At 64.2% G+C, this 18,858-nt stretch carries 26 protein-coding genes; 11 read left to right on the plus strand and 15 right to left on the minus strand.

The genetic code is table 11. From position 1 onward, the window contains the following. Window positions 1–205, plus strand: a 205-nt coding sequence (locus tag ACVIGA_RS00295; RefSeq protein WP_456664885.1) for a hypothetical protein, incomplete at its 5' end; no start/stop codon positions are given. A gap of 27 nt (window positions 206–232) precedes the next feature. On the opposite strand, the gene acuR is transcribed toward ACVIGA_RS00295, so the two are convergent. The 4 genes from acuR to ACVIGA_RS00315 all read right to left on the minus strand — a co-directional run bounded on the left by acuR (window position 233) and on the right by ACVIGA_RS00315 (window position 3,261). After that, complete coding sequence (gene acuR, locus ACVIGA_RS00300) at window positions 233–865, minus strand: acrylate utilization transcriptional regulator AcuR (RefSeq protein ID WP_456664886.1); 633 nt, start codon at window positions 863–865, stop codon at window positions 233–235. A gap of 154 nt (window positions 866–1,019) precedes the next feature. Beyond that, window positions 1,020–1,580: an alpha/beta hydrolase domain-containing protein gene (locus ACVIGA_RS00305; RefSeq protein ID WP_456670707.1), complete on the minus strand. Its 561-nt coding sequence runs from the start codon at window positions 1,578–1,580 to the stop codon at window positions 1,020–1,022. After that, window positions 1,571–2,605 carry an alpha/beta hydrolase domain-containing protein gene (locus ACVIGA_RS00310; RefSeq protein WP_456664887.1) on the minus strand — a complete coding sequence of 345 codons (1,035 nt, stop codon included), beginning with the start codon at window positions 2,603–2,605 and terminating at the stop codon, window positions 1,571–1,573. The genes ACVIGA_RS00305 and ACVIGA_RS00310 overlap by 10 nt, the downstream gene beginning before the upstream one ends. 137 nt (window positions 2,606–2,742) lie before the next feature. Continuing rightward, window positions 2,743–3,261 (minus strand): hypothetical protein, encoded by a 519-nt coding sequence (locus tag ACVIGA_RS00315; RefSeq protein ID WP_375774873.1) that lies wholly within the window; start codon window positions 3,259–3,261, stop codon window positions 2,743–2,745. A gap of 1,120 nt (window positions 3,262–4,381) precedes the next feature. Here ACVIGA_RS00315 and ACVIGA_RS00320 point away from each other — a divergent pair. After that, window positions 4,382–4,837, plus strand: coding sequence for a DUF992 domain-containing protein (locus ACVIGA_RS00320; protein WP_375774875.1), 456 nt, complete (start codon window positions 4,382–4,384; stop codon window positions 4,835–4,837). Window positions 4,838–5,357: 520 nt separating this feature from the next. Then, window positions 5,358–5,654, plus strand: coding sequence for a Zn-ribbon domain-containing protein (locus ACVIGA_RS00325; RefSeq protein ID WP_223966378.1), 297 nt, complete (start codon window positions 5,358–5,360; stop codon window positions 5,652–5,654). 281 nt (window positions 5,655–5,935) lie between these two features. On the opposite strand, the gene ACVIGA_RS00330 is transcribed toward ACVIGA_RS00325, so the two are convergent. The 3 genes from ACVIGA_RS00330 to ACVIGA_RS00340 are packed head-to-tail and all read right to left on the minus strand — an operon-like array spanning window position 5,936 to window position 6,988. Then, a complete protein-coding gene (locus ACVIGA_RS00330) occupies window positions 5,936–6,175 on the minus strand; it encodes a YdeI/OmpD-associated family protein (protein ID WP_308444383.1) in 240 nt (79 codons plus the stop codon). Next, entirely contained in the window at window positions 6,175–6,555 is a 381-nt protein-coding gene (locus ACVIGA_RS00335) for a cupin domain-containing protein (RefSeq protein ID WP_456664888.1), read from the minus strand. Before ACVIGA_RS00335 ends, ACVIGA_RS00330 begins: the two co-directional genes overlap by 1 nt. A gap of 19 nt (window positions 6,556–6,574) precedes the next feature. Then, a complete protein-coding gene (locus tag ACVIGA_RS00340) occupies window positions 6,575–6,988 on the minus strand; it encodes an SRPBCC family protein (RefSeq protein ID WP_456664889.1) in 414 nt (137 codons plus the stop codon). Between the two features lie 249 nt (window positions 6,989–7,237). Here ACVIGA_RS00340 and ACVIGA_RS00345 point away from each other — a divergent pair, with 249 nt between their 5' ends. Further along, a complete protein-coding gene (locus ACVIGA_RS00345; protein WP_092114532.1) occupies window positions 7,238–7,543 on the plus strand; it encodes a hypothetical protein in 306 nt (101 codons plus the stop codon). A gap of 27 nt (window positions 7,544–7,570) precedes the next feature. Here ACVIGA_RS00345 and ACVIGA_RS00350 read toward each other — a convergent pair whose 3' ends face one another. From ACVIGA_RS00350 to ACVIGA_RS00360, 3 genes are all read right to left on the minus strand, one after another. Further along, window positions 7,571–8,206, minus strand: coding sequence for a 2-dehydro-3-deoxy-6-phosphogalactonate aldolase (locus tag ACVIGA_RS00350; RefSeq protein ID WP_456664890.1), 636 nt, complete (start codon window positions 8,204–8,206; stop codon window positions 7,571–7,573). 11 nt (window positions 8,207–8,217) lie between these two features. After that, window positions 8,218–9,132: a 2-dehydro-3-deoxygalactonokinase gene (locus ACVIGA_RS00355; protein WP_456664891.1), complete on the minus strand. Its 915-nt coding sequence runs from the start codon at window positions 9,130–9,132 to the stop codon at window positions 8,218–8,220. Between the two features lie 172 nt (window positions 9,133–9,304). Then, window positions 9,305–9,520, minus strand: a complete 216-nt coding sequence (locus ACVIGA_RS00360; RefSeq protein ID WP_050402491.1) for a hypothetical protein — start codon at window positions 9,518–9,520, stop codon at window positions 9,305–9,307. A 209-nt stretch (window positions 9,521–9,729) separates the two neighbouring features. Between ACVIGA_RS00360 and ACVIGA_RS00365 the strand changes: the two genes are divergently transcribed. Further along, entirely contained in the window at window positions 9,730–9,906 is a 177-nt protein-coding gene (locus ACVIGA_RS00365) for a hypothetical protein (RefSeq protein WP_171947593.1), read from the plus strand. 94 nt (window positions 9,907–10,000) lie between these two features. Here the strand turns inward: ACVIGA_RS00365 and ACVIGA_RS00370 are convergent, their stop codons facing one another. Beyond that, window positions 10,001–10,306, minus strand: a complete 306-nt coding sequence (locus ACVIGA_RS00370; RefSeq protein ID WP_456664892.1) for a hypothetical protein — start codon at window positions 10,304–10,306, stop codon at window positions 10,001–10,003. Window positions 10,307–10,446: 140 nt separating this feature from the next. Continuing rightward, a complete protein-coding gene (locus ACVIGA_RS00375; protein WP_456664893.1) occupies window positions 10,447–10,623 on the minus strand; it encodes a hypothetical protein in 177 nt (58 codons plus the stop codon). Between the two features lie 187 nt (window positions 10,624–10,810). Between ACVIGA_RS00375 and ACVIGA_RS00380 the strand changes: the two genes are divergently transcribed. Further along, on the plus strand, window positions 10,811–11,047 hold the full coding sequence (locus ACVIGA_RS00380) for a hypothetical protein (protein WP_375774883.1): 237 nt from the start codon (window positions 10,811–10,813) through the stop codon (window positions 11,045–11,047). Window positions 11,048–11,249: 202 nt separating this feature from the next. Further along, window positions 11,250–11,612, plus strand: coding sequence for a DUF6481 family protein (locus ACVIGA_RS00385; protein WP_456664894.1), 363 nt, complete (start codon window positions 11,250–11,252; stop codon window positions 11,610–11,612). A gap of 56 nt (window positions 11,613–11,668) precedes the next feature. On the opposite strand, the gene ACVIGA_RS00390 is transcribed toward ACVIGA_RS00385, so the two are convergent. Further along, the gene (locus tag ACVIGA_RS00390; RefSeq protein ID WP_092114537.1) at window positions 11,669–11,902 is read right to left on the minus strand and encodes a pentapeptide MXKDX repeat protein; all 234 of its coding nucleotides are present in this window, start codon (window positions 11,900–11,902) and stop codon (window positions 11,669–11,671) included. Window positions 11,903–12,245: 343 nt separating this feature from the next. Here ACVIGA_RS00390 and ACVIGA_RS00395 point away from each other — a divergent pair, with 343 nt between their 5' ends. Genes ACVIGA_RS00395 through ACVIGA_RS00405 form a run of 3 tightly spaced genes read left to right on the plus strand, consistent with a single transcriptional unit; the run spans window position 12,246 to window position 15,174 of the window. Further along, complete coding sequence (locus tag ACVIGA_RS00395; RefSeq protein ID WP_375774885.1) at window positions 12,246–13,268, plus strand: TRAP transporter substrate-binding protein; 1,023 nt, start codon at window positions 12,246–12,248, stop codon at window positions 13,266–13,268. Next, on the plus strand, window positions 13,265–13,819 hold the full coding sequence (locus ACVIGA_RS00400; protein ID WP_212314702.1) for a TRAP transporter small permease: 555 nt from the start codon (window positions 13,265–13,267) through the stop codon (window positions 13,817–13,819). Before ACVIGA_RS00395 ends, ACVIGA_RS00400 begins: the two co-directional genes overlap by 4 nt. Then, window positions 13,816–15,174 (plus strand): TRAP transporter large permease, encoded by a 1,359-nt coding sequence (locus tag ACVIGA_RS00405; protein WP_223966358.1) that lies wholly within the window; start codon window positions 13,816–13,818, stop codon window positions 15,172–15,174. Before ACVIGA_RS00400 ends, ACVIGA_RS00405 begins: the two co-directional genes overlap by 4 nt. A 33-nt stretch (window positions 15,175–15,207) precedes the next feature. On the opposite strand, the gene ACVIGA_RS00410 is transcribed toward ACVIGA_RS00405, so the two are convergent. Continuing rightward, complete coding sequence (locus ACVIGA_RS00410) at window positions 15,208–15,345, minus strand: hypothetical protein (protein ID WP_158231348.1); 138 nt, start codon at window positions 15,343–15,345, stop codon at window positions 15,208–15,210. A gap of 110 nt (window positions 15,346–15,455) precedes the next feature. Continuing rightward, window positions 15,456–16,304, minus strand: coding sequence for an SMP-30/gluconolactonase/LRE family protein (locus ACVIGA_RS00415; RefSeq protein WP_456664895.1), 849 nt, complete (start codon window positions 16,302–16,304; stop codon window positions 15,456–15,458). 265 nt (window positions 16,305–16,569) lie between these two features. Here ACVIGA_RS00415 and ACVIGA_RS00420 point away from each other — a divergent pair, with 265 nt between their 5' ends. After that, window positions 16,570–18,819, plus strand: a complete 2,250-nt coding sequence (locus ACVIGA_RS00420; protein WP_456664896.1) for a lytic transglycosylase domain-containing protein — start codon at window positions 16,570–16,572, stop codon at window positions 18,817–18,819. Window positions 18,820–18,858 lie beyond the last annotated feature (39 nt).

Consider the following 18,858-nt stretch of genomic DNA (forward strand, 5'->3'; position numbering starts at 1 on the left):
TACTCCGCGGGTTGCAGGTTCGACTCCTGCCGGGATCGCCAGTTTTCAGCGCCCGAAATTCCTTAGATTTCAAAGGCCTTTAGCTGGCTTGCAACGCAAAGCAAATTCACGGTTTGTGGAGCAGATGCCGATCAATGCAGCTGTTTGTCGCCGAATGCTGCACCAAATCCCCGGACCTATTCCGCACAGCGAATCGATTGTTTGATATTGAACGACCCAATGACAAAAAGGCTCATTTACTGAGGAGCTTGAAAAAACCTTTCGAGAAGGAGTGAAGCGGGTCGGAACGGCGCTCGAGTTTGGCGCGCAGGACCGCGCCCTCCCAGCCGATCCAGAAGAATTCGGCAAGCCAATCGCAATCGTGGCTGGAAGAGATCGCACCCGTGGCTTGAGCAGACCTCAAGCACTTGGCTGTGCGCTGCTGCCAGTCGATGAACACGGCGAATAGTTGCTGACGAAAAGATTGTGGAAGTGCGCCCATCTCCTGGCCAAGGTTGCCGACCAAACAGCCGCGCGTATAACGGAAGCGCTTCATGGCAAACGCAGCATCGTCGGTGAAACCCCTAAGCCTCTCCAGCGGGGGGTGTTGCTCGTTCAGGAAGAAGCCGTCGAGTTTCCGCGAAAAATAGGCAGCGTAGCTGTCGATCAGTTCCGCTCCAAATGCTTCCTTGCTCGGAAAGTAGTGGTAGAACGAACCCTTCGGCACGTCGACGCTACGCAAGACTTCCTCGATTCCCGTCGCGCAATAGCCCTTCTCCGTCAGCATGACGACACCTGCACGGACCAGCGCGTCACGGGTCGCGCTAAAGCCGGCAAGTTCTTTCGGCGGGCGCCCGCGACGGCGAAGAGGCAACGTCTTGCTCATAAAAAGTCAAATAGACCGGTCGTCTAGGAGAAGCAAGCGCCAGGCGGGAGATCTGTTTTTAGCCCCGGCAACGGACATCTTCGCCCGTTCAGTTCGAAAGTGCCGCTAACAATCGTCATACTCGTCGAGATATCGCACGTGATCCGGGCGTCCCTCAGCGTGGCGCGTCATTCGCGGGGGCGGGCGCGAACAGTTTGCTCGACGCGGCTTCCTGAACGATCACCGCCGCATCTTCCGGCAGCACGAAGCCTCGCCTCACGAGGTCCAGCGCGGCGATCCGGATCCGGTTCACATAATCGTCGCGGCCGTGGTAGCGCTCCTCGATCGACGGGCGGGCGTCGCCGGTGCGTTCCCGTTCGGCTTTCGTCGCTGCGAACGGGGAGAAGGTCCCAATCAGCATGCAGGTGAATGTCTGCGGCGCGTTCTGTCCGCCATTGGTGCCGGTCGGCACGGCGACATCCGGCATCCGCACTCCGCCGAGCGCGTTGCCGTCCTGATCGCGCTTCGGCACCTGGATCACGGCAGCGGAAAGCGCGGTCGGTGCGCGCAGCGCGGGCGGATCGCCGCTCGCGGTATCGAGCGGCATCAGTTCGCTGGCGGGCGGCTCGGCGTTGCGGCTCACCCAGTCATCGAGATGCAGCAACAAGGCCCGCGACAAGGGAGCCCAATCGAGACGGCCGGGCGATTGCGTGCACGTGGGCGCCTTTAGAACCACCAATGCGAGCCGCCGGCGACATCGTACATCCGCACATTGGCGGGGAGCGGCTGGTCCGCGGTACCGGACGCGCCGGTGCGGCCGAGCGAAGCGCGCAGCGAGTAGTAATCCGTGGTCGAGTTGATCAGCACCATCTTCGGCGGCACCTCGCCGCGCGCCGCGACCATGGCGGTGATCTCGCCGATCGTGAGCGGCCCGTCATTCACGCCGGGAAAGTCCGGATTGGCGAAGGTGGGAGCTCCCTCACCGCTCGACATTGGTCCAAGGCCGGTCTGCAGGATCGGAAGAAGACCAGCAGCCGAGACGAACACATGCATGCCGTCGAATACGCGCCGGTTGCCCACCATGTTGAAGCCGTTCAAGAGAAAGGACTTCAGGAAGCGTCCGTCCTGGGATTTGCCGCTCGCGAGCACGCGGCTGATAGCGCCCTTGAGCGGGTTCGGCGTTCCTCCGGCGTCAGTGGCTGCGTGCGCGAGGAAATCCGCGGCATCGCGCACGATCGCAAAGCCTACCCCCTCGACGTAGCGCGTCTTGCCGTCGCTGTCGGCGAACGAAGGTAGCTCCGCGCCCTGTCCGAGCTCCCAATGCACCTCGGCGATCGCAAAACCGTGGTCCTGGAGAAAGCCGGTGCCCTGCTCCAGCGTGCCGGAGAGAAACGGCGCGTCGCGCGGCGAGTTGTAGAGCGCCTCGGCGTAGACGCGACCGCGGTTGGGCACATCCACCAGCAATGCGCCGTTGCCGGCGCGCAGAGCTGCCGGCATCATGAGAATGATCTTTGCCGCGTAGTCGACGCGCCCGCGTTCATTGCGCGCCGCCTTGTCGATGCCCGGAATGGCCTCTTGCGGCGCCAGGTCGCCATGGATCATGCCCTGCCAGATCACATAGTCGCCGGTGCGAAACGTGCCGTACGGCTGTTTCGAGGTGAATTCGATTTTGGTGATTTCCGCAGTTGCAGATCGCGTCACAGCGATGAGGCCGAGCAGGCAGAGCAGAAACGACACGATGGGCCTGTTCAGGTGCAACATTGGAATCCTCCCGGCTTGATCGCCATGACGTTTTTGGTGTTGCGGTGCCCAGATATCGTCACTGGGGAGACATCATGGAAACGGACATAATGGACTGGCAATTTCTCACCGGTCCATCGCCTGTGGCGAAGACCTTCTCACTCCATCCAATAATCGATGTCGGTCTGATTGGCATTGACGCCGGCTTTCGGCTCGGACGGCCCATGGCTGCTAATGATGCCACGAATCCTGGCGAGGCTACCTGTGCCTCCCGTAATGACGCCCGATGTCATGTTTGTAAGCTTGCCGTCTCCACTGCTTTGGGCGACCAGAGATGTCCTGACGAAAAACTTGTCGCCATTCTCCAGTATCCAGACGTTGTAGATGAGGGCCGGACCATTGTTATCGATGTAGTCCGACATGCCGCGCGTCCACTGCTCCTTCAACCTCGACCCGTTGATGAGGGGGGCATCGTTCCCATAGATCCGCCGGATTTCGAAGAGCCGAGCTTGATGTCCCGGAATATCGCCAACATCGATGACGTGTTGTTGGGTGTATGTCGTCTGAGTTGCCGGGGTATCATAGCTGACATGGTGCTTCTGCTGGGCCATGGCCACCGGAGCGGTCAGAGCCATTGCGAGAGCGATCGTCATTCCAAGCGCGATCTTGCGAACCATACGTGACCTCTCATGTTGGAAACCAGCCAACCGCGTAGGAGTCGGCGGACGTTGTTCATTGGAGATGTCTCGATCAATCCGTCAGCGCTCGAACTCCGCCAAAGCCGAGATCACTGCATTTTACCGAGACCATTAAATTAGACCGGTCGTCTAATACTTGGCTGCGAGCGATTTCGCTATTCACTCTTTATTGACGACGCGCGTTGTCGGGACACGTTTCCTGCCGCGAAGGCAGCGTCTCGATGCCCGACGTCAACGACGAAGGCGAGCGCCACGCGCGGATCAAATATCAGGACGTCTACGGCACCTGACCTGCGGACGCGCGAGCTGCAGCAAGAGCGACGCGCGCCGCGAGCGTGACCGGGCATGGGCAGCGCGCCAGGCGCGGCAGCTCAATGCCGATTGCGAGGAGGAGATCGCGCGGCGGCACGGCGCCCGATCCCCGGAAAAATCACCGGGCCGCACGGACGATGCGCGCTAACGATTGGAGGTGTCGCGACAATCGCCGCGGCGCCCGGGTTACTCCGCGGGTTGCAGGTTCGAATCCCGCCGGGATCGCCACCCCACTCCCCTTCGATGAAGCCATTTTCCGGACGCCGCGAAGCCGGCCGGAAACAAACCCGGTCTAGCGTCCCGCCATTGCACCAAAAGGGGATTCGGTCATGTGGGATTTCATCAACGAATTGTATCGGGATTTCTGCCTGGCTCGCCTGCAGGAGATGCGGAAGCTGGAGCATCATATCTGAACGGGCGCCGAGCATGGACAACGATCGGCCCCTGGCCGGCGCCATCCTGACGGCGATCGTGATTGCCGCGGTGGTCTGGGTCACCATCGGACCGCCACCGGGGCACAAGAGGGTCAGCAGCCAACCCCAGACTTTCGCGAGACGCTAACGCCCGTATGAATACGGGTTACTCGAACCTCGACGCCAGTCTCGCAGACAGAACATGAATGGGATTGCGGGCCCAGATTGAAACAGGCCGCCGTCGGGACAATTCATTTCGAGCCCGGCGGCGTAGTTTCGTTGGCCGCCCCAATTCTAAGGATCCCTTAACCACGAGCGAAGGCCGCACGCGAGAGCGTGGACCGATTGCGCTTCCCTCCACGTTGTACAGCGCCATGCGTACAAAGGGTCATTGGATCATCGTTGCGGTGTGTAGCGCGGCCGTTCTCGCCACGCCCGTCGCAACCGCCGAGGCACAACAGGTGCAGGCCGGAACGCTCGCCTGTCGTGGCGGCCCCGATACCGGTTTCACCCTGGGCCCGGTTACCAATCTCGATTGCGTGCTGCAGGCCGATAGCGCACCGGACGGTCACTACGTCGCAGCCATTCCCAACCTCGGCATTTTCATCGGCGACGAGGAGGTCGCACTGGCCTGGAAGGTGATGGCGCCAGCGCCGTGGCTCGGGCTCGACCAACTCGCCGGCAGCTACACCCACGAAAGCGGCGCGCGCGACAATGTCCTCACCGGCGGCACGACTACGCCGATCACGCTGCATCCGTTGAACGAGGATGCGTTCTCGAGTCCGCCGGTCAAAATCGAGAGCCTGGAAATTCGGCCGATGGATCGCTGATCCTGATCGAAGCCGCGTACCTGCCGCCGAAACGCACAACGCCGCCCGCTTGAAATGTGTGCGGACGGCGTTGCTCTAGCCCCAGGAAGGTGATGCAAAATCCTGACAGCTCCAAGCTTGCACGTCTTGTGCCAACGATCATGGCCCATATGGGCCATTTGGCTGGAGAGAAACGAAGGTAGGTTAAGCACCGAGGCATCGGTGACGGTGCCTCACGACCAAAGTGTCAACTTGGCCTCAGTGTGTCCCACGCGCTGAGGCCTTTCTTTTTCTGATGTTCACGATCTGCTCTGAAATCGCGTCTTGTTCCTTATCAATCAGCGCACGCAACGTTTCCGTAGTTCTCCGTGCGTGAACAAAGTTCCGACGGCGCCTGAGATGCCGAACGTATTCTGTTCGTCACGTTGCAGGTTCCGATTCTCGCGATCTTGCGCGGCGTGCTTCGTGATTTGTTAATCCGGAATTGCTTCCTTGAAGAGATTGTCAGCGCTCTCATTGTTCGTCGATATTTGGGGTCGATATGGAAGACTCCGTCCAGATCCGTTGCACACGCTGCAAGAACGTCTTTCGTGATCGCGCCAAGCGGCTGCAGAACGGTTACTCGCGCCAGTGCCCGAGCTGCGAGATCGTCCTCTTCTTCGACGAAGACTCGCATGATTCAAACATCAAGCGAGCGATGCGAACCGCGCGGCGCGCACGGAAGGAACTGCGTGAGAGCGAGGGCGTGAGCGCGAGAAGGGCCGCGGGCGTGCCCCGGCAATACAGCGGGCGCTCGGCATCGAACGCTCGGGGAACCGAGGACGACGGCGCCGATTGAGCTTGGCTCCGGGGAGTTGCCGCACTATCCGCCTCGGCCGGCATTTTCCGACGCGCGGTCGAGCCATTGCCGCGTCGATTCGTCACTCCAGCCGGGAACGGCGAAGCGCCCAGACGGCGGCGCATCCGCGGGCGCACGAACAGTTGCGGGTTGGCGTGCGTGGGAGTGACGCCGTGTTGCGGCGTTCGCAGACACGCACAGGATGACCAACAGGCCAAGTGCCAAGACACAACGCATCGCATTTGCTCCTGACGACTATTGCGACCGCGCCGAGAGAACGATCACCTCGCCCGTTTGCTCGGCCGGTGCGCCATTCCCATATAGACCCCGCCGGCCTTCAATTCTTCCAGCATCTGGTCGATCCGCTTGCGCCTGGTGGCAGCCCGCACGCTGCGTTCGATCCAGTGCAGATAGTCGTTGCGTTGATACGGCGGGCGCTCCTTGAACGCCTGCATCAGGCCGCTCGCGTCGAGCTCGCGACGGATCCCCGCCGGCATGGTCGCGCGCGGTCGTTTCAGCATCACGCCTTCCGCTCGCGCGGAGCTGCGACCTGGCCCCGCGGGCGCTCCGCCTCCGGTACCAGCCATTCGGTGACGAAGTGGTCGGAGGCATGGACGTCGACCTGCGGGAGGCGGCCCGGCCCGGGATTGATGAAGGTGTGAGCCGCATGCGCCGGCGCCACCACGACCGAGCCGGCGGAAGCCTCGACGTCCCTGCCCTCGATCGTGAAACGTGCGCGCCCCTCGAGCACGATGAAGGTTTCAGCATAGGGATGGCGGTGCAAGGCCGGTCCCGGCCCGGGCGGCATGTCGACGACGATCACCGAAGTCTCGGATCCGGTGGTCCGTCCCTCGATCTCGCTGGCAGCGCCAAGCTGCCAGACCCTTGCTGCATCGATCACGTCGCCTCCGATGGCCGGATCAGGACCGCCGCTTTGCCTCGACGTAGCGCTTGAAATTATCCAGGATCGCCTGCCAGCCGCCGCGCTGCTGCTCGACCGAATGGGTGTCCTCGCCGTCGAAGGAGACCTCCACCTTGACGCCGCCCGCCTCAGGAGCGAACGCAACCTGCGCGGTGCGGTCGCCGAACGAATATTCGAGCAGGCGGGGCGCCTCGACCTTGGTGTAGGTGCCGGCGAAATCGAACCCCATGCTGCCGTCCTTGGCTTCCATCCGCGACGAGAATGCGCCGCCGGCGCGCAGGTCCACCGTCGCAGCAGTGGTGTGCCAATCGTCGGACGCCGCATTCCACTGCTTGATGTCCTCGGGCGTGGTGTAGGCGCGCCAGACATCGGCGATCGGCGCGGCAACGATCGTTTCGACGGCAATCCTCATATGCGTTCCTTCGTCGTTTCTTGAATGAAGCAGATGGGCGCATGGCGCCCAGCCCATGCGCCACTCTACTAGGGCTATTCGCCCTGATCCACAAATCGCTCCGCCGGAAGACAGCGCCTTCCCGGGCCGCCGGGACCATGAAGAGACCGGCGACGCGGTGCAACGAACCAGATGGTGTGTGGCCGGCACAAGAATTTCGTCAGGAATGACCGTGTATGGAAGACGGGTCCGACGGCCGGAGAGGACGACATGCGGAACCTGAATACTGTGCTGAGCAAGCTGAACGACCGCCTGCTGCGGTTGGAGGGCGAGCTGTTCGTGCTGAGATCGATCGCTCGCGCCGCCCTCACCTCCGGCGACGAGTCCGCCATCCGCACCCGCAAACTGCTCGAAGGCGCCAAGCTCGCGCTGGCAGACGAAGCCGAACGGCCGCTGGACGCCGCGACCGGAAAATACGTTGCGGCCGCGATCGCCATGGTCGAAGAGCTGCTTGAAAATCCTCGCGAGGCGGCGCCGCTGTTCAGGGTGATCGACGGCGGTAAGCGGGACGATTAGCCCGCACTCAAGGATTGCGGACCCGGCCTAGCTCGCGCCCTGCACGGCGCTGTCGTACGCCTCGATCGTGACTTTCGCCCTGACCGCAACGTCCGCGGCCGACATGCCCGGCTTGTAGAGGCTGCTGCCGAGACCGAAGGCGCGAATACCCGCCTTCACATACTCCGCGAAATTCTGATCCGAGACGCCGCCGACGGCGGCGAGCATCACATCCGGCGGCAGCACGGCGCGGATCGCCGAAATGCCGGACGCGCCGAGCACGCTTGCCGGAAAGAATTTCAGGCTCGAGGCGCTCGCGCGTGCGGCGAGCAGCGCTTCCGTCGGCGAGAACACGCCGGGCATCGTGATCATCGCGTGGTGCCGGGCGCGCGCCAGCACGTCGACATCGACGTTCGGCGACACCATCAGGCGCCCGCCGACGCCATGGAGACGATCCACATCTGCTGCGGTCAGCACCGTGCCGGCGCCGATCAGGACATCAGCCGGCGCCCGCTTCGCCGCGATCTCGATCGAACGGAACGGCTCGGGAGAGTTCAGCGGAATCTCGATCGCGGTCATGCCGGCCTCGAGCAGCGCGCTCACAATCTGCAAAGCCTCGTCCGGCTTGACGCCGCGCAGGATCGCGACCAGCGGACGCTTCATCGGCGGAAACGGAATGCTCATGCGTTGATCCCTCAATGGTTCCAGATCGCCGCCGCGGCACCGGCGAGGCCGCGGCGAACCGCCTCCTCCGCATCCATCACGCGGAGCGGAATCGAAAGGCTTTCGAGCGCGATCTGATAGAGCCGCTGCAAGCGGCCCGATGCGATCAGCGTCACCGGCGTTGCTTGCTCCCGCTCCGCGAGGCCGGCCGCCAGTTCGGCACCGATCAACGTGCCGGAGATCGTCTCACGGCCCGCCTGCGCACTGCCGCCGAACAGCAACTGCCGGGATCGCACCCGAAACAGCAAATTGGCGGATAGCGCCGGCGCGGCGAACGCCGCGGCGACGGCCAAGCGAAACGCATCGGCATCAACTGCCTCGTCCGCGCCGGCAACAGCGTGCGACAGGATGGTGTCGCGCGCAACCACGCTGAACAACTCGCCGGTCATGAAGGTCGCAAATCGCGCGACGGTTCCACCGCGCAGGCGCACCCATTTGGAATGGGTTCCCGGCATGCAAACGAGGGCCTCACCCGACGCATCCAGACCGAGCGCGCCGAGCAACTGGGTTTCCTCGCCACGCATCACGTCGGGGGCCGCGGCATCGCACTGCGCAATCCCGGGCAGGATGCGGATATCACGCGGCTGCCCGCTGACCACGACGGCGCCCTTGAGGATCTCGGAGAGATGCGCCGGCGTGTCGACATAGCCGGCCTCGACCCAGCCCTGCCGCGCCCCCGCCATGCCGCAGATCACGACCGGCAGATTGGCCGCCACGCCCAGCGCGTCGAGATGCGATTGCAGCACGGACGCGAAGCCGGCCCTGGCGGCCACCGTCATGCCCTCGTCACTGCGCCGTTCGCCGAACACCTCGCCGCCGGCGCTCATCAGCCAGAGCCGGAAGCTGCTGGTGCCCCAATCGACCGCGACATAGGAAGGCCGGCTCATCGCGCTCTGTTCCACGCTCTGGGTTTCCGGCGCTGCGATGGCGCCGCTGACCAGACGCGATAACGGCGTTCATCACGCCGCGCAAGGCGCGGCAATATCGCGAGGCCACGCGATCCACGCGAGCGAGCGTACGGCCGCTTAGCCCGGTTCGCGTCAGTGAATGCGCGATCGATTACCGCGCGCCCTTCAGCGTGCACGAGGTCGTGCAGGTCGTGACGTTGCCGTGGTCACACTTGATGCAGGCGTTGACGCACTGATCCATGACCTTGGGATTGTACTGGCTATAAAGATTGGCCGCGCAGCTGTTGGTCGATCCCGTGACCTCGGGGTCGGACCAGCAACCGGACAGTAAAAACGCTGCGGCACTCAAAATGGCGACCTTGCGCATAAGGCCTCCTGCCACGCTCTATCGATGTAAACCCTGCAAGTAACCTTGATAGGTTAGGTTAAATTCCGGTTTCAATTGCGACCTTACCTAGAAGCAGTATTGCTTATCCACCGGACATTTCCCCAAGGTCCGGGCCCACACCGGCAAGGCCGTCAGGCGTCCCCGCCTGGCGGCTTTGTTGCCCAGCAGTGCACAAGGATACCAACAAGATGGCCCGAAAGCCGCGGTGGTCGTTCAAGGAGGACCGACGACTGATGGAATTGGCGCGCTCCTCCAAGTCGCTGGAGGAGGTCGTGAAGGCGACCGGCCGTTCGCCGGAGCGAATCAAGAAGATGGCGATGCGCCTTGGCCTCTCCATCAAGCCGCGCGGCGCCACCAAGAAATAATTTGAAATGCGGCCGCGGGCGCAGCCCGGCCGGAGCGCTCTCGAGCGAAGTGGGCCGTCGTCAGCCTGAAGACCATACCTCAGAAACCAGAAATCTAGGGTTCCGGCGGACAGTCGTCCCTGGCGCGCACCGGGATCGCCTTGACCTCGCCCTCGGTCTTGACCTCGCGCTCAGCGTTGACCTCGCGCTCAGCCTTGGCCTCTTGCTCATCCTCGCCCGCCCGCGTGCAGGTGGTCAGCACGAAAGCCACCCGGCTGCACTGCCACGCCGGCCCGAGCGCGGCGCTGGACACCGGCTCTGGCGACGCCAGCGTCAGGGATAGATACGCTACCAAAACGGCACCCGCCGCGGCTGCGGCAGCCAGTGCCGCGCCCGTTCCGGACCACAGCTTGGACATCATGGCCTAGGTTCCCGCCGATCTCTGGGAGTCGAGGCAGCCCGCCTGTCCGCGTGTGACCAGAATCACAACCGGGACCAAACAGTTCAGCCCGAATCTTTGGGGTTGATGTGGGAGCTATATTGCACTGCCGCAAGGCAGGGTCAGCGCGCCGGCTCGATCACATTACAGTTGGTCCTGCCCGACATCAGGCAGTCCTGCATCCTGCTCGCCGCCGTCAGGTCATGCGCAAGCCAGAGACCGACCGCGAGCATGACCACCGCGACCAGCAGTCCGATCAGCGCCCCGCGGCGGTTGCCTCCGTCTTCGGATTCGCTCATGGCCGCTTCGGTTCCCTGTTGCCATCGCCCGCATCATGACCTTTTGCACGGTTGCGTGCGATCAATTCTGCAACAGTCGCACAACGAAATGCGCGCCGGCAGCGATCGGCGATGCAATTCCGTTGCGGGCTCGCGCGACTCGCGAAAAACTGCTCGCTGAAGTGGAGCGCGTGTGCGGGGCGTGCCGGTGAGCGAACACGAAGCGAATTACGATTATCAGCGTTACAGGCAGCTGCTCTCGGAGGCTGTCGACGAGACCAGCAGACTGCGGCTGATCAGCCTCCTGATCACCGAAAAGGCGCGCGACAGGCTGGAAGCCCAGCGCGCCTCGGACCGCAGCGCGATGACCGCCGAGACGGTCGCCAAGGTCCTGGGCACAAAGCTCTCGGGCAACGGCCGGCGCGAGCAGTTTCAGCGCGGCTAGGCGTATCTGCAGGTTCGGTGACCAACCACTCACCACGCCGGTCGCCAGCCGGGCAACCACTGCCGTCGGCCGTTTGCTCTCCGCTCATATCTCCTTTGCTCCACAGCCCCCCGTTCGCCACTGGCCTTTTCGCCGCTATTCACTTATTGAACGCCGAACCGAACCCCATCCATCAACGAACAGAAAGCAGCAGGCTTCCTCTATGAGTGGCTTCAAGGAACCGGGTTTTGCCGACCGCCAGAAAGCGGCCCTGCAGGCGCGGCAAAACCTCCTCAACAAGTTTCGTACCCAGCCGGGCGCTGACGATCCGACCGTGAAGGCACGGGCCGAGGAGCGCGCGGCGATCGCCGAACGCCGCGCCAAGGCCAGGGAATCCCGTGAGATCGAGAGGGCCGAGCGGAAGCGCCGCGAGGAAGAGGCCGCCGCAGCCGAGGCCGCCCGGATCGCGCGGGAGACAGAGAAGGAAGAGGAAACCGAAAGACTGGCTGCGCTCGAGGCCGAGCAAAAGGCCAAGCGCGACGCGCGCTACGCGGCGCGCAAGGAGCGCGGCAAGAAGAAGCGCTGAGGCGCAATCAGGCCCGCCACGACGGCGGGCCTGTGAAGGATGAGCGGTGGCGGCGGTCAGTTCTTCTTCATGCCGTCGTCTTTCTTCATCATCGCGCCGCCGTCCTTCTTCATGGCGTCGTCCTTCTTCATCATGCCATCGTCCTTCTTCATGGCATCCTTGGACATCGTGCCTTCCTTCTTCATTGCGTCGTCCTTGCCCATCTTGTCCTGAGCGAAGGCGGCGGGCGCCAGCGCCAGGCTGAAGGAAAGCAGCGCGGCGGAAAGGCCGAGGCGGGTCTTGGTGGTCATGATGAGTGATCCCTTGTGTGGTCAAATGTGAGCGCGACGACTTGCCGCTCTCTCCTCGACGCACTTGCGCGGCCGGTTGTTACCTCCAATAACGAATTCTTGAAGCATGCCGCCGCGTACGCCCGTCGCTCATCACGCGAGGCCCGAACGACGACGCTGCTTCAGCGCAGTGTGCGCCGCAGCAACGGCAAGACTTGAATGACAAGAGTTGCGACCTCGTGTCGGCCCGCACTATCAGGGCGCCTCGAACTATCAGACTAGAGAAGTTTCACGCTAAGACCGGCTAAACTAAAGCTCCGCGCCGGCCTAACAGCCACCCAAGAAGCTCTTCAGGGGAAGAACCATGCTCACACGCCGCCACGTCCTCGCTTCCGCCCTCGCCGCGCCCGCCGTCCTGCGGATGGGTGTCGGGACCGCGCATGCCGCGACCACGCTGAAGATCTCGCATCAGTTCCCGGGCGGCACCATCGACAAGGGCGACTTCCGCGACAGGCTGTGCCGGATGTTCGCGGCCGAGGTCGCCAAGCGCTCGGGCGGCGACCTCACCGCCGAGATCTATCCGAACTCCTCGCTGATCAAGACCAACGCGCAGTTCTCTGCGATGCGCAAGGGCGCGCTCGATCTCAGCCTCTATCCGATGCCCTACGCCGGCGGCGAGTTGCCGGAGACCAATATCGGCCTGATGCCGGGCCTGGTCACGACCTACGACCAGGGCCTGCGCTGGAAGAAGGAGCCTGTCGGCAAGGCGCTGAGCGACTTCCTCGCCGACAAGGGCATTCTGCTGATCTCCTGGGTCTGGCAGGCCGGCGGCGTCGCCAGCCGCTCCAAGGCGATCGTGGCACCCGAAGACGCAAAGGGCCTCAAGGTGCGCGGCGGCTCGCGCGAGATGGACATGGTGTTGCAGACCGCCGGCGCCGCCGTGCTGTCGGTGCCGTCCAACGAGATCTACGCCGCGATGCAGACCGGCGCCTGCGATGCCGGCATCACCTCCTCCACCAGCCTGATCTCGTTCCGCCTGGAGGAAGTTGCGAAGTCGCTGACCTCGGGCGCCGGCGCGTCCTACTGGTTCATGCTGGAGCCGCTGATGATGTCGAAGGCGATCTTCGACAAGCTGCCGAAGAACCAGCAGGACATCATCCTTGCCGTCGGCGCCGAGCTCGAGGCCTTCGGCCGCAAGGGTGCGCAGGACGACGACATCGAGGTCACCAAGGTCTATGAGAAGGCCGGCGCCAAGGTCAGCGCGCTCGATGCCGCTATTGTCGGCAAGTGGCGCGACATCGCGCGCGATACCGCCTGGAAGGACTACGGCGCCAAGACAGCGACGGCCGCCAATTTGCTGAAACTCGCAAGCGACGTCGCCGCATGATCCATGGTCCGGTCCCGGATCAAGGTGAAAGCGCAAGCATAGCCGCGGGCAATACGGCCGTGGCGATGCTCGCGCGTGCGCTGTCCGTCTGCAACAATATCATCGTGGTGTTCGCCGCACTTGCCTTGATCGCGGCCTGCGTGATCCTGAGCTACAGCGTGCTCGGCCGCGCCGTGTTCCACAGCCCGAACTACTGGCAGGACGAGGCCGCCGTGTTCCTGCTGGTCGGCGCCACCTTCATGTCCTCGGCCTATGTGCAGAGCCAGCGCGGTCACGTCAGCATCGAGGCGTTCGTCGGCCTGCTCTCGGCGCGCGCCAACAGCATCAGGCTGTGGCTGGTCGATGTCGCGAGCTTCGCGTTCTGCACCTTCTTCGCCTGGAAGTCCTGGACCCTGGCGCACGAGGCCTATGTCGACGGCCAGGTGTCCAACTCGATGTGGTCGCCGCCGCTCGCCATCCCCTACGGGCTGATGGCGCTCGGCATGACGCTGCTCTGCGTGCAACTCCTCTTGCAAATCCTCATTCCGCTGACCGGTGGCCCGCGCCGATGACCGTGTTTGGTATTGGCATCTCCTACGGGCTTGCCACCCTGTTTGCGATGTTCTCCGGCATGCCGATCGCGTTCGCGCTCGGTGCGGTCGCCGTCGTGTTCATGGCGATCTACATGCCGGCGGCCTCGCTCGATACGGTGACCCAGAACGTCTACGAGGAGATGGCCTCGATCACGCTGCTGTCGATCCCGCTGTTCATTCTGAAGGGCGCGGCGATCGGCAAATCCCGCGCCGGCCAGGATCTCTACTCGGCGCTGCATGCCTGGCTGCACCGCGTGCCCGGCGGCCTCGGCGTCGCCAACGTGTTCGCCTGCGCGTTGTTCGCGGCGATGGCCGGCTCCTCGCCCGCGACCTGCTCGGCGATCGGTTCGGCCGGCATCCCCGAGATGCGCAAGCGCGGCTATTCCGGCGGCTTTGCCGCGGGGATCATCGCCGCCGGCGGCACGCTCGGCATCCTGCTGCCGCCCTCGATCACGATGATCCTGTTCGCGGTTGCGGCCGAAAAATCGCTTGGACGGCTGTTTCTCGCCGGCATCGGCCCCGGACTGCTGCTGGTGTCGTTGTTCGGCGTCTACGCCGTGTTCCGCTTCCGCAAGGAATACGCCATGGCCAAGGCCGCCTATGACGCGACCGGCAAGGATGCGGCGATCCTGCAGCGCGACGAGTTCACCATGGCCGAGCGCTTCAGCGCGCTGCCGCGCGTGATCCCGTTCGTGCTGCTCTTGACCGGCGTGATGATCGCGCTTTATGGCGGCTACGCCACGCCGTCGGAAACCGCCGGCCTCGGCGGCCTGCTGGCGCTCGGCCTGATTGCCGTGATCTACAGCGTGTGGAAACCGAGCGACCTGTCGCCGATCCTGAAATCGACCATCCGTGAATCCACGATGCTGATGCTGATCATCGGCATGTCGCTGCTCTATTCCTATGTGATGAGCTATTTGCACATCTCGCAGTCGGCAGCGGAGGCGATCGTCGCGATGCATCTGCCGCGCTGGGAGCTGTTGTTTGCGATCCTCGTGATGGTGATCGTGCTCGGCTTCTTCCTGCCGCCGGTCTCGATCATCCTGATGACCGCGCCGATCATCCTGCCGCCGCTGCGTGCCGCCGAGTTCGACATCATCTGGTTCGGCGTCGTCATGACCATCGTGATGGAGATGGGCCTGATCCACCCACCGGTCGGCCTCAACATCTTCGTCATCCGCAACGTCGCACCCGACATCCCGCTGAGCGAGGTGATCTGGGGCACGCTGCCCTTCGTGCTGCTGATGATGTTCGCCGTGCTGATGCTGTGCTTCTTCCCGGAGATCTCGACCGGGCTGCCCAATCTGGTGATGGGGCCGGACGGCGGGCGTTAGAGCGGTCCTGAAGCTATCGCGTCAACAGGAGCTTCAGGCCGCCTCCTGCTCCCGTGCCGCCAGGGCCTGCTCGATCCGGCGAACCAGCAACGCCGTCGGACGTCCCTCGCGCTGCAGACGGCGGAGCTCATTCCATAGCCTGATGATTTCGCGGTCTCGCTCGGCGTCCATGGCAGCATTCTCCGGGAGAGCCTCTCTATGAACGAAACAAGAACAAAACTCAAGTCCCAGGATGCCGTGGCTGGCGCTGGAACCCGGACGACACAACGCAACTGGCGCCGTCAGGGATAGCCGTCACCCGGTGTCTCGACCTCGACCACATCGATCCGCGATACCGATTTGCCCTTCCGCAGCTCCTCATAGGACGTCTCCGCGCTCAGGCAGAACAGCGTCCTGCGGTCCGCACCGCCGAGTGCACAAGCGAGCGCACGGCGGCCGGGGACCGCGACGCGTGCACGCTCCACACCATCGCGATCGATCCGGACAAACGCGTCTTCGGTGAACGACGCGACCCAGACTGCGCCGTCGCCATCGAGACAGATGCCGTCGGGTTCATTGACGCGACCGAACCGCCCGCGGAGGCTCAAGCCGCCGTCCGGCGCGATGTCGTAATCGGCGAGACCGGCACCATCCATCTCCGCGACGACGAGCCGGCGATGGTCGGAGGAGACGGCAATGCCGTTGGGAAAGCGCAAGCCGTCGGCGACGACGCGGGCGCTGCCGTCGGGCATCACCAGGATAATGCGGCCGACGGCGCCGCGGCCCTCCGGCGGCGGCAGATTGAAGCCGAGATCGCCGACATAGGCCCGCCCCTGCCCGTCGACGATCATGTCGTCGATCGTGCCGGTCGCAATCCCGGAGAGATCGGCATACAGCGACAGCGCTCCGCCGGAGAACCGCAGCAGCCGCTTTTTGAACATCGTCAGCACGACGATGTCGCCATCAGGCAGCACGCCGAGACCGCACGGCGTGTCGTCGGTCACCACCGCATGCTCCTGACGGTCGCCTGACGGGCTGATGCTGATCAGCGTCCGCGCCATGCAGTCGACGAACCAGAGCCGCCCGCGATGCCAGCGCGGCCCCTCGAAATAGCGGCCGCCATCCAGGATGGTTTTGAGTTGATCTGACATCAGAGTGCCCCGCTGCCGCACGTTTCAACGAGGATATATCGCCGCTGGAACCGGTCAAACTGGACCCTCAGCCCCACAAAATGGCCGCCAAATCCTCGGTTCCCGCGGGTTCCACACGCATTGTGCCTTATTTTGTCGTGTTTTCCCTGTTGAGTTGCGCCAGCATTAACACTCGAGAATCGAGGGTAGTGGTAATCTGCGGCGATTGTGCCGCCGTATGACGCGTTCTGTTTGTGCCTCGTGGTTTCTCAGGGGGGACCAGGGAATGAACCGGTGCCTACGTCCGCTGGCGTGTTTCGCCACCGCCGCCGCGCTTGCGCTGCTTCCCGTTCAGGCAGCCGCTAAACCACATCACCAGCACCAGGCCAAGAGCGGCCACGGGGACAAGAATGTGCATGGCGCCAAGGCCGGCATCAAGGCCGGCACGAAGGCTGCGCGCGAAAACGCCTCCGGCAAGCGCCGGCACGCCAGGCACGGCGCCGACAAACACAAATCCGCGAAGGCCAAATCCGCTCCGTCCAAATCGGCTGAGACCTCGAAGGCGTCCGAGGCTGAGAAGTCCGCCGGGCCGCAGCTGTCGGGCGATCTCGCCGCGGTCAGGGACGCGATCACCGCGGCGCGCCGGGGCAAGACCAGCGACGCCACCGATATCCAGGCAAAGATCACCGATCCAGTCGGGCGCAAGCTCGTCGAGTGGTATCTGCTGCGCCACTCCGAGTCGAATGCGCCGTTCAGCCGCTATGCGGCGTTCGTCACGGCCAACCCGGACTGGCCAAGCGTCACGCTGTTGCGCAAACGGGCTGAAGCGCGGATCTGGCAGGAGCGCAGCGATCCGGCCACAGTGCACGCTTTCACGCTCGACCAGCCGATCAGCGCCAAGGGCAAGTTCGCGCTCGCACGCACGCTGCTCGCCGAAGGCGATCGCGACGGCGCCACGCGGCTGGTGCGCGAGGCCTGGCGCTCGGAAGAACTGCTGGACCGAACCGAGAGCGACGCCTACGACGCGTTCAAGGACCTGCTGACGCGCGACGATCATCGCGCGCGCATGGACAAGCGGATCGGCGCCAAGGATCTCGCCGGCGCCAGGCGCGCGGCACAGCACCTCGGCAGCGACGAGCTGGCGATCGTGAAGGCCTGCGGCGCGGTCCGCGGGCAATCCAGCAAGGCGGAGGACACGCTCAACGACGTGCCGGCGGACGCCCGCGGCGACCTCGGCTACACACTGTGCCGCATCCAGTGGCTGCTGGCGAAGAACAGGATCGACGATGCGGCGCGCGTGACGATTGCGGCGGCGCCCGAGACGATGGCGCAGCAGGACACCGACCAGTGGTGGCGCGAGCGCCGCGTCCTCTCCCGCAAGCTGCTCGACCAGGGCGAGTACCAGGCGGCCTATGACGTCATCCGCGCCGCGGCGGCGCCGGACAATCCGTATTACCGCTCCGACATGCACTTCATGCGCGGCTGGATCGCGCTGCGCTATCTCGACGATGCCAGGACCGCGGCGGCGCATTTCGCACGGATCGACGAAGGCCAAACCAACCCGACCGTGCTGGCGCGCGCCGCCTATTGGCGCGGCCGCGCCGCCGAGGCGCTGGGCAACAGCGTGGCGATGCGGGCCGACTACCAGGCCGCGGCGCGCTACCCGACCGCCTATTACGGTCAGCTCGCGCTCGCCAGGCTCGGCCGTGACGGCATCGAGCTGCGCGCGCCCTCGCCTGCGGCCAGCGCCGGCAGCATCGCTGCCGACGAGCGCGTGCGTGCCGCGGACATGCTCTACGCGATCGGCGAGCCCGATATCGTGCTCTATTTCGCTGCCGACCTCGCCGAGGAAAGCGCAGATGTCGGGATGCTCGAGGCGCTCGGCGAGCTCACCGGCCGCCATAACGATGCCCGCGCCATGCTGCAGATCGGCAAGATCGCGCTCGCGCGAGGCTTTGCCTTCGACCATTACGCCTTCCCGGTCATCGGCATTCCCAAGCACACCCCGATCGCCCCCGATATCGGGCGCAGCATGACCTACTCGATCGCGCGCACCGAAAGCGCGTTCGATCAACGCGACAAGTCGGCGGCCAATGCCGTCGGCCTGATGCAGGTGACACCCGAGGCCGGACGCGACACCGCCAAGCGCTTCGGCGTCGGCTATGACTGGAGCCGGATGGTCTCCGATCCGGTCTACAACACCCAGATGGGCGCGGCCGAACTGAGTGCGCTGCTGGCGGAATATCGCGGCTGCCACATCATGACGTTTGCCGGCTACAACGCCGGCCGCGGCCGCGTCCGCGACTGGATCAAGGCCTATGGCGACCCGCGTGATCCCAAGGTCGATCCGGTCGACTGGGTGGAGCGGATTCCGATCTCGGAGACGCGCAACTACGTCCAGCGCGTGATGGAGAATTTCGCGGTCTATCAGGCGCGGTTCGAGGACGCAGGCACGGCGTTGGCGGCAAAGAGCGGCGAGCGCGTCGTGACCCAGGAGAGCAACGCGGCGCCGGCGCAGACAATGCCGTCGCAATAATGCCGCGTAATGGGCAATCGGCTCGACGATTTGCGGACA

The organism is Bradyrhizobium sp. USDA 3240, assembly GCF_054063295.1.

Coding starts and splice junctions, on each gene's coding strand:
- acuR (WP_456664886.1), bottom strand. CDS start 865: ATGAGCAAGACGTTGCCTCTTCGCCGTCGCGGGCGCCCGCCGAAAGAA.
- ACVIGA_RS00310 (WP_456664887.1), bottom strand. CDS start 2,605: ATGTTGCACCTGAACAGGCCCATCGTGTCGTTTCTGCTCTGCCTGCTC.
- ACVIGA_RS00315 (WP_375774873.1), bottom strand. CDS start 3,261: ATGGTTCGCAAGATCGCGCTTGGAATGACGATCGCTCTCGCAATGGCT.
- ACVIGA_RS00320 (WP_375774875.1), top strand. CDS start 4,382: ATGCGTACAAAGGGTCATTGGATCATCGTTGCGGTGTGTAGCGCGGCC.
- ACVIGA_RS00325 (WP_223966378.1), top strand. CDS start 5,358: ATGGAAGACTCCGTCCAGATCCGTTGCACACGCTGCAAGAACGTCTTT.
- ACVIGA_RS00330 (WP_308444383.1), bottom strand. CDS start 6,175: ATGCTGAAACGACCGCGCGCGACCATGCCGGCGGGGATCCGTCGCGAG.
- ACVIGA_RS00340 (WP_456664889.1), bottom strand. CDS start 6,988: ATGAGGATTGCCGTCGAAACGATCGTTGCCGCGCCGATCGCCGATGTC.
- ACVIGA_RS00345 (WP_092114532.1), top strand. CDS start 7,238: ATGCGGAACCTGAATACTGTGCTGAGCAAGCTGAACGACCGCCTGCTG.
- ACVIGA_RS00350 (WP_456664890.1), bottom strand. CDS start 8,206: ATGAGCATTCCGTTTCCGCCGATGAAGCGTCCGCTGGTCGCGATCCTG.
- ACVIGA_RS00355 (WP_456664891.1), bottom strand. CDS start 9,132: ATGAGCCGGCCTTCCTATGTCGCGGTCGATTGGGGCACCAGCAGCTTC.
- ACVIGA_RS00360 (WP_050402491.1), bottom strand. CDS start 9,520: ATGCGCAAGGTCGCCATTTTGAGTGCCGCAGCGTTTTTACTGTCCGGT.
- ACVIGA_RS00365 (WP_171947593.1), top strand. CDS start 9,730: ATGGCCCGAAAGCCGCGGTGGTCGTTCAAGGAGGACCGACGACTGATG.
- ACVIGA_RS00370 (WP_456664892.1), bottom strand. CDS start 10,306: ATGATGTCCAAGCTGTGGTCCGGAACGGGCGCGGCACTGGCTGCCGCA.
- ACVIGA_RS00375 (WP_456664893.1), bottom strand. CDS start 10,623: ATGAGCGAATCCGAAGACGGAGGCAACCGCCGCGGGGCGCTGATCGGA.
- ACVIGA_RS00385 (WP_456664894.1), top strand. CDS start 11,250: ATGAGTGGCTTCAAGGAACCGGGTTTTGCCGACCGCCAGAAAGCGGCC.
- ACVIGA_RS00390 (WP_092114537.1), bottom strand. CDS start 11,902: ATGACCACCAAGACCCGCCTCGGCCTTTCCGCCGCGCTGCTTTCCTTC.
- ACVIGA_RS00395 (WP_375774885.1), top strand. CDS start 12,246: ATGCTCACACGCCGCCACGTCCTCGCTTCCGCCCTCGCCGCGCCCGCC.
- ACVIGA_RS00400 (WP_212314702.1), top strand. CDS start 13,265: ATGATCCATGGTCCGGTCCCGGATCAAGGTGAAAGCGCAAGCATAGCC.
- ACVIGA_RS00405 (WP_223966358.1), top strand. CDS start 13,816: ATGACCGTGTTTGGTATTGGCATCTCCTACGGGCTTGCCACCCTGTTT.
- ACVIGA_RS00410 (WP_158231348.1), bottom strand. CDS start 15,345: ATGGACGCCGAGCGAGACCGCGAAATCATCAGGCTATGGAATGAGCTC.
- ACVIGA_RS00415 (WP_456664895.1), bottom strand. CDS start 16,304: ATGTCAGATCAACTCAAAACCATCCTGGATGGCGGCCGCTATTTCGAG.
- ACVIGA_RS00420 (WP_456664896.1), top strand. CDS start 16,570: ATGAACCGGTGCCTACGTCCGCTGGCGTGTTTCGCCACCGCCGCCGCG.